The 7,088-nt window shown below is 70.7% G+C and carries 5 protein-coding genes; 2 read left to right on the top strand and 3 right to left on the bottom strand.

Annotated features, from left to right (window positions below; genetic code table 11):
• Both FNH05_RS28050 and FNH05_RS28045 read right to left on the bottom strand, forming a co-directional pair.
• Positions 1–3,135 (bottom strand): FAD-binding and (Fe-S)-binding domain-containing protein (locus FNH05_RS28050; protein WP_144591854.1); only part of this gene is annotated, 3,135 nt, incomplete at its 3' end.
• Between the two features lie 13 nt (positions 3,136–3,148).
• Complete coding sequence (locus FNH05_RS28045) at positions 3,149–4,954, bottom strand: thiamine pyrophosphate-requiring protein (RefSeq protein ID WP_144591853.1); 1,806 nt, start codon at positions 4,952–4,954, stop codon at positions 3,149–3,151.
• Between the two features lie 173 nt (positions 4,955–5,127).
• Between FNH05_RS28045 and FNH05_RS28040 the strand changes: the two genes are divergently transcribed.
• Positions 5,128–5,427, top strand: a complete 300-nt coding sequence (locus tag FNH05_RS28040; protein ID WP_144591852.1) for a hypothetical protein — start codon at positions 5,128–5,130, stop codon at positions 5,425–5,427.
• 195 nt (positions 5,428–5,622) lie between these two features.
• Positions 5,623–6,504 carry an NrfD/PsrC family molybdoenzyme membrane anchor subunit gene (nrfD, locus tag FNH05_RS28035; protein ID WP_246127983.1) on the top strand — a complete coding sequence of 294 codons (882 nt, stop codon included), beginning with the start codon at positions 5,623–5,625 and terminating at the stop codon, positions 6,502–6,504.
• 22 nt (positions 6,505–6,526) lie between these two features.
• On the opposite strand, the gene FNH05_RS28030 is transcribed toward nrfD, so the two are convergent.
• A complete protein-coding gene (locus tag FNH05_RS28030; RefSeq protein ID WP_246127982.1) occupies positions 6,527–7,048 on the bottom strand; it encodes a MarR family winged helix-turn-helix transcriptional regulator in 522 nt (173 codons plus the stop codon).
• Positions 7,049–7,088: the final 40 nt, after the last annotated feature.

The following is a 7,088-nucleotide window of genomic DNA, read 5'->3' as shown; positions in this document are numbered from 1 at the left end:
ACGCAGGACCGTGGCGCCGCCGAGGGCGGCCAGTGCCGCTGCGAGCACCGGGCCCGCCGTGCGGGCGAGCCGCCGCGGCAGCGGCGGCCGCGGTTTGCCGGGCGGGACGCCCTTTCCGTCCGCCATGGCCAGCACCTGCCCGCTGTGCAGCGCGGTGCGCCCGGTCCCGGCGTCGGCGATCTGCGTCTTGCACGAGAACCCGTTCGCCACGACCAGCGTCGCCGGATCGGCGGACCGGACGGCGGGCAGCAGCGCCTGTTCGCCGCAGTCCATCGAAATCCCGTACTTGCCGTCCTCGAAGCCCCACGAACCGGCCAGGCCGCAGCAGCCACCGGTCAGGCTTTCCACTTCCAGCCCGGCCTTCTCCAGCAACCGCTGCTCGGACTTCACCCCGCCGGTCGCCCGGTGGTGGCAGTGGCCCCACAGCAGGGCCCGCCCGGTCAGCTTCGGCGGTTCGATGCCGTAGGTCTCGAAGAACTCGGCGAAGTGGTGGACGTTCGCGGCGAGCCTCCGGGCGTCGTTGTCGTGCGGCAGCATCTTGGTCAGCTCGTCCTTGAACACCGCCACGCAACTGGGTTCCATGCCCACCACGGGGGTGTCCTCACGGACGTGGACGCGCAGCTGGTCCAGCACCCGCCGCAGGTAGCGCTCGGCCATGCCGAGGAACCCGTAGTCGTAGAGCGGGCGGCCGCAGCAGACGTGCGTCTCGGGCATGATCACGCGCCACCCCGCCGCTTCGAGCGCCTCGACGCAGGCGACACCGACGTCGGTGTGCAGGTGGTTGTTGAAGGTGTCGGGGAACAGCACGACGGCCCTGCCCGTCTTGTTGGCCGTGCCACCCCGGCGGCGGAACCACTCCTGCAGCGTCATCGGCGCGAACTCCGGGAGTGGCCGCCGCTGGTCGATCCCGGCGGCGAACCGGGCCAGCCGCGCCAGGCCGGGGGTCTGGGTGACCGCGTTGACCAGTTCGGGCAGCCGGACCGCCAGCCGCGCCGCCTGGTCGATGAAGCCGAAGGCGTACGCGTGCCGGGGCCGCCACCGCCGCCACGACCGGTAGTGGTGGTGGCGGAACTCGGCCTTGTAGGTGGGCATGTCCACATTGACCGGACAGTCGTTGGTGCATCCCTTGCACGCCAAGCAGAGATCGAGCGCCTCGGCCACCTCCCGCGACTGCCAGCCGTCGGTGATCACCTCGCCGCGCAGCATCTCGAACAGCAGCCGGGCCCGCCCGCGGGTGGTGTGCTTCTCCTCCTTCGTGACCTGGTAGCTCGGGCACATGGTCTGTTCGGCATGCGGCACCCGGCATTTCCCCACCCCCACGCACCGCAGCATGGCGTGCGCGAAGTCGCCGCCGTCCTGCCGGTAGGTGAAGGCGGTCTTCGGCCGGGGCGGGTTGTAGTCCGGGCCCAGCCGGAGGTTCTCGTCCAGCCGGTAGGCGTCGACCACCTTGCCCGGGTTCATCTTGGCGTGCGGGTCCCAGATCAGCTTGAACTCGCGCATCGCCCGCACCAGCTCCGGCCCGTACTGGCGGTCCAGCAGTTCCGCGCGCTGCTGTCCGTCTCCGTGCTCACCGGACAGCGACCCGCCGAAGGAGGTGACCAGGTCGGCCGCCTCTTCCAGGAACCGGCGGTAGGCCAGGACCCCTTGCCGTGTCTTGAGGTCGAAGTCGATCCGCGAGTGGATGCACCCCTGGGCGAGGTGGCCGTACATCGCGCCGCGCAACCCGTGCGCGTTCATCAGGCTCCGCAGTTCCCGCACGTACTCGCCGATGCGGGCCGGGGGCACCGCGGAATCCTCCCAGCCGGGCCAGTGGTCGCGGCCCGCGGCGAACGCGGTCGCGCCGAGCCCTCCCTCCCGGATCCGCCACAGGTGCTCGGCACTGCCGCCTTCCTGGGTGCTGCGCGCGATCAGCATCCGTTCCGGCGCGTAGTGCTTCTTGCGCTGCAGCCAGGAGGTGAACTCTTCGGCGCGGCGCAGGGACACCTCACCCTCGTCCGCGCCGAACTGGACCAGCAGCCAGGCATCGCCCTGGCGGTACGGCAGTTCCGCCAGGTCCTCGGTGTTCATGGCCAGTTCCTGCTGGTCGTCGATGAGGCGGCGGTCGAGCACCTCCAGCCCGATCGGGCCCCAGTTCGCGATGATCTCGTTGGTCTCGTCGGCGGCCTCGGCCAGGTCGTCGAAGCCGACCACGACCAGGGTGCGCGCGAGCATCGCGGGAGTGAGCTTGAGCCGGGCCCGCAACACGGTGACGCAGGTGCCTTCCGTGCCGGTCACCGCTCGGGCCACATTGAAGCCCTTTTCGGGCAGCAGTTCGTCCAGGTTGTACCCGGACACCCGCCGCGGCATGGTCTCCACCGACGGGTAACCGGCCCGGATCCGGTCCGCGTAGCGGTCGCGGAGATCGCGCAGCGCGGCGTAGATCTCGCCCTTGCGGCCGCCTTCGGCGATGATGCGGTCCAGGTCCTGTTCCTCGTCCACGCCCACCCAGAACCGCTCGCCGTCGTGGGTGACGACCTCCAGTGCGTCCACATTGTCCGCCGTGCGCGGCCCAGGACCGTACAATTGCGACTGTACGGAGTGGATCCCGCACGAGTTGTTGCCGACGTTGCCGCCGATGGTGCACCGGGAGTGCGAGGAGGGGTCCGGCCCGAACACGAGGCCGTGCTTCCCGGTCTGCCGGTTGAGATCCTCGTTGATCACACCGTTTTCGCAGGTGACCAGGCGCTGCTCGGCGTCGATCTCCTCGACCCGCGTGAGGTACTTGGAATGGTCGATCACGACGGCGTAGTTCACCGTCTCGCCGGACAGGCTGGTTCCGCCCCCGCGGCTGAGGATCGGCGCCCTGAAATGGGCGCAGATCCGGTGGGTGGCCACCACGTCGTCGAGCGTTTTCGGCACCACCACACCGATCGGCACCTGACGGAAGTTGGAGGCATCGTTGGCGTAGAGCGCCCGTGAGCCGCGGTCGAACCGCACTTCGCCCTGGACGGCGGCCGCCAGTTCCTTTTCCAGTTCCCGCACGTCCAGCCGCTGCCTGCCGCGCGGCGGGCCCGGGATCTCCGGTGCGGACTTGGCCGGGACGTTGAGAAAACGGTTCTCGCGCGGGCCGTGCGTGTGTGTCGGCTTCAGCGTCATGACGTCGCCGTCCTCACCGGGAAGCCGAGTCTCGGCCGGGCAACTGCTCGTAGAACTCCACGAGCTTCTGCCGGAAGCCCCGCACCGCCAGCCCGGCCTTTTCCGGTTCCTTCAGCTCGGCCTTGGCCGCCTTCTTGCCCTGCTCGTACATGATGTGCGGCGGGATCGGCGGGATCTCGGCGTCCACCTTGAACTCCACCACCACCGGTCCGGAGCCGTTCAGCGCCTCGTCCCAGGCGGCGCCGATCCCGTCCGGTTCCTCGCAGTAGACCCCGCGCAGCCCGACCAGTTCCGCATAGCGGGCATACGGAATGTCGGGAATATCCTGTGAGCCCGGGAACTTCGGTTCGCCCGCCATCGCCCGCTGCTCCCAGGTGACCTGGTTGAGGTCCTGGTTGTTGAACACCGCGAACACCAGCGGCGGGGAACCACCGAGCCGGTCGGCGTACCGGCGCACGGTGATCATCTCGTTCATGCCGTTCATCTGGAAGGCACCGTCGCCGACGAAGGCGATCACCGGCCGGTCCGGGAAGGCGAACTTCGCCGCGATCGCGTACGGCACCCCCGGCCCCATCGTGGCCAGCGTGCCCGACAGCGAGGCGCGCATGCCCGCCCGCAGTTTCAGCTGGCGGGCCCACCAGTTCGTGGCCGAGCCGGAATCCGCGGTGAGGATGCACCCGTCGGGCAGCTTCGGGGACAGCACGTGCGCGACGGCCTGCGGGTTGATCTTGCCGTCGAAATGCTGGCCCGCGCGGTCGGCGAGGATGCGGTCCCAGGTACGGACGTCGCGCTCGATCTTCTCCCGCCAGCTTCGGTCCTGTTTGGTCTCCAGCAGGGGAAGCAGCGCCTTGAGCGTCTCCTTGGCGTCACCGACGAGGTGGGCCTCCATCGGGTAGCGGATGCCGATCATCCGGCCGTCGATGTCGATCTCCACCCCGCGCGCGCTGCCCTCGTCCGGCAGCCACTCGGCGTAGGGGAAGCTCGACCCGATCATGAACAGCGTGTCGCAGTTCATCAGCATGTCGTCGCTGGCCTTGGACCCGAGCAGGCCGACGGGGCCCGTGACGAAGGGCAGGTCGTCCGGGAGCACCTCGCGCCCGAGCAGTGCCTTGGCCACCCCGGCGCCGAGTTTCTCCGCCGCTTCCACCACCTCTTCGGTGGCGTGCGCCGCGCCCTGCCCGACCAGCATCGCGACCTTCCTGCCCTCGTTGAGCACGTCCGCCGCCCGCCTCAGCTCGGCCTCGTCCGGCAGCAGTCGCGGCCGGCTCCAGCCGACGCTGGAATACACCGCGCCGTGGGTCTTCGGCGGTGAGGGCACCGCCTTCTCCTCCTGGATGTCCTCCGGGATGATGATGGTGGCGACTCCGCGCTCGGTGAGCGCGGTCTTGAAGGCGCGGTCGATGACGTGCCGCACCTGGGCGGGATGCATGCACACCTGCACGAATTCGGACACATCGGAGAACAGGTTGTCCAGCGCGATCTCCTGCTGGTAGTGCGCGCCCTGCGAAATCCGCTTCTGCTGCCCCACGATCGCGACCACCGGCTGGTGGTCGAGCTTGGCGTCGTAGAGACCGTTGAGCAGGTGCACCGCCCCGGGGCCGGAGGTCGCCATGCAGCAGCCGACCTCACCGGTGAACTTGGCGTGGGCGCAGGCCATGAACGCGCCCATCTCCTCGTGCCGGGGCTGGATGAACTCCGGGTCCCCCTGCGCCCGCTCGAATGCCCCCAGCATGGCGTTGATGCCGTCGCCGGGATAGGCGAACACGCGGTGCACACCCCACTGGCGAAGCCGGTCCAGTACGAAGTCCGCGACCTTCATCTTGTCCTCCTCGGCAGGCGAACGGGTCCCTCCAGCGCCTACCCGCCGGGTGGGCACCGAAACCTTGCCCTGGGCAAGATTTTCCCGGGATGGGAAAGCGGCGTCCCTTTTGCCGTGGACGGGGATCGGGGAAACACTGGTGCCGAGGACCGGGCGACCACCACGGAGAAGGCATGCCGACGACCGAACAGGTTCACCGCCTGCTGGAGCAGGGCCTGGACTATCCGGAGATCGGGCGACGGCTCGGTGTCCCGGCCGGGCAGGCCTACCTGATCGCCACCGGACTGCCCGCCGACGGAAGCGACGCCCCCTCGCCCGAAGAACGGCGGCGGCGCGGACTGCGGCCGCGAAGCCAGGATCTGGCGAACCCGCCGCACGAGAACCCGACGAGCAGCGCCAAGGTGCACGACTGGATCGCCGAACGGGTACGCGCCGACACCCAGATGCGTGCGGCGGCCGAAGTGGACGGTTGACGGCGGCGGATCCGGGAAGACGGCGACGGGTGAAACGGAGGTGTCACGGATGGCCGTACCGCGGTGGATCGAGGGCTGGCCGGTGTACCGGCAGTTCCGGGACGGCGACGCGACCGGCCGCGGCGCCGCCGCCGCCCAGAGCGAGCACAGCAGGACCCTCGCCCCGCGCACCGCCGAGGCCGACAAGGTCGTCAAATCGATCTGTCCCTACTGTACGGAAAACCCGTGCTCAAGGCCCCGGTCTGGCATTCCCCGGACATCCCCGGTTACCTCTTCCTCGGCGGCCTCGCCGGGGCCTCCTCCGTGCTCGCCGCCGGGGCGCAGGCCACCGGCCGCCGCCGCCTGGCGCTGGTGGCCAAGACCGGCGCGTTCGGCGGCATCGCGCTCTCGCTCGCCGGGCTCGTCCACGACCTGGGGCGGCCCGCCCGGTTCCTGCACATGCTGCGGGTGGTCAAGCCCAGTTCCCCGATGAACGTCGGCTCGTGGCTGCTGGCCGCCTACGGTCCGCTGGCGGGCGCGGCGGCGTTGTCCGCGGTGACCGGCAGGATGCCCCGCATCGGCGCCGCCGCCACGGCCGGTTCCGCGTTGCTGGGCCCCGCCGTCGCCGCCTACACCGGCGCGCTGGTCAGCGACACCGCCGTCCCGGCCTGGCACGACGGCTATCGGGAGATGCCCTACGTGTTCGTCGGCTCGGGCGCCGCGGCCGCGGGCGGGCTGGGCCTGATCGCCGCGCCGGAGGGCGAACACCAGCCCGCGCGCAACCTCGCCGTGCTCGGCGCCGCGCTCGAACTGGCCGCGTTCACCCGGATGGAGAAGCGGCTCGGCATGGTGGCCGAGCCCTACCGGTGGGGCCGGTCCGGCCGCTACCTGCGCACGGGCGAGATCCTGTCCGTGGCGGGGATGCTCGGCGCACTGTGCGGCAGGCGCCGCCGGGTCGTCCGGATGCTCTCCGGCGCCGCGCTGCTGGCCTCCTCGGCCGCCACCCGCTGGGGGATCTTCCACGTCGGCAAGGCCTCGGCGAACGATCCGAAGTACACCGTGGTCCCGCAGCGCGAACGGCTGCGGGAACGGACGTGAACGGGTCTTGAGTGAACGGGCGTCACAGCCAGCGTGTCCCGGCCTGCTCCCCGATCGAGAGGTCACCGCTCGCCTCGGCGAACGCGCTGAGCGCGCGCACCAGGCCCCGGCGCGTCCCGCCCGGCATCCGGTCGACGATCCGGGCGATCTCGCTGCGCCGCCGCCGCATCACCTCCCGCACCGCCCGCGTCCCGTCGCCGGTCAGCTTCACCACCAGTTCCCGCCGCGAGTCCGGGTTGGCCTCGCGCGCCACCAGGCCCGCCGCGACCAGCCGGTCCACCATGCGCGTCGTCGTCGACGGGTTCACCGCGAGCGCCTCGGCGAGCGCCGTGGGCTTCAGCGGCCCGCGCGCGTAGAGCACCACCAGCAGGCGGAACTGCGAGAGGGTGATCGACTCGTCCACCGACGCGATCGACCGCGCCGATATCGCCACCAGCAGCCGTGACGCGGTCAGCACCGCGTCGGTCATCGCGTCGACGTCGTCGGGGGCCGGGATTCCGGGTTCCCGGGGAGGCAGGCTGGTGCGGGTGCGGCGGTTGGGCACCTTCCTCTACTACCCGCCCTGCGGCGATACATGGTTCGCA

It is taken from the genome of Amycolatopsis rhizosphaerae (assembly GCF_007713715.1).
GTDB lineage: Bacteria > Actinomycetota > Actinomycetes > Mycobacteriales > Pseudonocardiaceae > Amycolatopsis_E > Amycolatopsis_E rhizosphaerae.
Note: the sequence above shows the minus strand (reverse complement) of the source record. Positions and strands in the feature narration are given on the sequence as shown.

Coding starts and splice junctions, on each gene's coding strand:
- FNH05_RS28045 (WP_144591853.1), bottom strand. CDS start 4,954: ATGAAGGTCGCGGACTTCGTACTGGACCGGCTTCGCCAGTGGGGTGTG.
- FNH05_RS28040 (WP_144591852.1), top strand. CDS start 5,128: ATGCCGACGACCGAACAGGTTCACCGCCTGCTGGAGCAGGGCCTGGAC.